The sequence below is a fragment of the Cyanobacteriota bacterium genome (assembly GCA_025054735.1).
Lineage (GTDB): Bacteria > Cyanobacteriota > Cyanobacteriia > SKYG9 > SKYG9 > SKYG9.
On the sequence record JANWZG010000590.1, the window covers coordinates 1 to 1,732 of the forward strand.

Sequence of the window (1,732 nt, forward strand, 5' to 3'; positions counted from 1 at the left end):
TATATTTAACTGACCGTTTACCCTTATCCTCATTAAGCCAAAAAAGTAAAGACCCCGAAGGCTAGCTTGACTTCGAGGTCCTGATCAGGGTGCATCTACCATTCCCTTATTCCAGCCAGAGAGAGAACATCCGGAAAGATTAGGGTAAAAAAGATTAGGGTAAAAGAGTGTAAGTCAGCAGCGTATAGTGGTAATGGCTCATATGCACGTTTTTAGCACTGGTGTATGCCGTTGTGAAAGCACTTACTCTTCTTGGTTCCACTGGGTCGATCGGTACTCAAACCTTAGATATTGTGCGTCAGTATCCTGACCAATTTCGGATTGTTGGTCTAGCAGCCGGACGCAACATTGAGTTACTAGCACAGCAAGTGCAGCAGTTCAAACCTCAAATCGTAGCCATTCAGGATGCTGAGCGCTTAGAGGATCTCCGAGCTGCTATTCCTGGTATGGATCCAGAACCGATTGTATTGGCTGGCCAAGCAGGCATTGTTGAAGTTGCTCGTTATGGCGATGCTGAGGTGGTGGTAACTGGAATTGTCGGTTGTGCAGGTCTGTTGCCAACGATCGCAGCCATTGAAGCTGGCAAGGATATTGCCCTAGCCAATAAGGAAACATTAATTGCTGGTGGCCCTGTGGTGCTGCCTTTGGTTCAACGGCATGGGGTCGCATTGCTACCGGCTGACTCAGAACATTCCGCCATCTTTCAATGTTTGCAAGGGGTACCTGCTGGTGGGTTGCGCCGCATTATCCTGACCGCATCTGGAGGTGCATTTCGAGATGTGCCTGTGGAAACCTTGAGCAAGGTTACGGTTGCGGATGCTCTCAAACACCCTAATTGGGTAATGGGACGTAAAATCACGATCGACTCTGCCACGCTAATGAATAAAGGTTTGGAGGTGATCGAAGCTCACTTTCTCTTTGGGCTAGACTATGACCACATTGATATTGTGATTCACCCTCAAAGCATCATTCACTCCCTCATTGAACTTCAAGACACATCCGTTTTGGCTCAACTTGGCTGGGCTGACATGCGCCTACCTCTGCTCTATGCTCTTTCCTATCCAGACCGGCTAGCAACTGACTGGGAACCGTTGGATTTAGTGAAATGCGGCAGTCTTACATTCCGTGCACCCGATCACCAAAAGTACCCCTGCATGGCACTGGCCTATGCTGCTGGACGAGCAGGGGGGTCTATGCCTGCGGTGCTAAATGCTGCCAATGAGCAAGCTGTTGCCCTTTTCCTAGAGGAGAAAATTGGATTTTTAGATATTCCGCGCTGCATTGAGCAGGTGTGCGATCGGCACCAAGCCCATAACTGTCTAACTCCGACATTGGAGGATATTTTGGCAGCAGACCAATGGGCCAGGCAGGAAGTTTTAGCCGTAGCTGCGACCAATGCCGTTTTGGTTTCCTAGTGCCGTTCCTCAGTACTGCCACTAACTGCTACTAGCTATGACTAGCCGTGAGAACTAGCTGCTGGGTTGCATCTGGGTAAGTACGTGACGAATGGCATCCCTAGGCACTTGGTCAGTAACTTGAGCACTACCAATTTGAGTAGGTAATACAAACCGCACTTGGCCATCTTGAACTTTTTTGTCCGTTTGGAGCAACGCCAGAATAGCATCAACGTCCAAACCTGAGGGCAGCATCGTCGGCAACCCTGCCTTTTGAATTAGGGCCAGTTGACGATCGGTACTCTGTTGATCCCAAAATCCTATAGTCACAGCCAATT

The 1,732-nt window shown here is 49.0% G+C and carries 2 protein-coding genes; one reads left to right on the forward strand and one right to left on the reverse strand.

What is annotated here, in order from left to right; genetic code table 11:
• Positions 1–233: 233 nt before the first annotated feature.
• Complete coding sequence (gene dxr / locus NZ772_18470) at positions 234–1,415, forward strand: 1-deoxy-D-xylulose-5-phosphate reductoisomerase (protein MCS6815541.1); 1,182 nt, start codon at positions 234–236, stop codon at positions 1,413–1,415.
• 54 nt (positions 1,416–1,469) lie between these two features.
• Here the strand turns inward: dxr and NZ772_18475 are convergent.
• On the reverse strand, positions 1,470–1,732 hold a 263-nt coding region (locus tag NZ772_18475), incomplete at its 5' end, for a 3-dehydroquinate synthase (GenBank protein MCS6815542.1).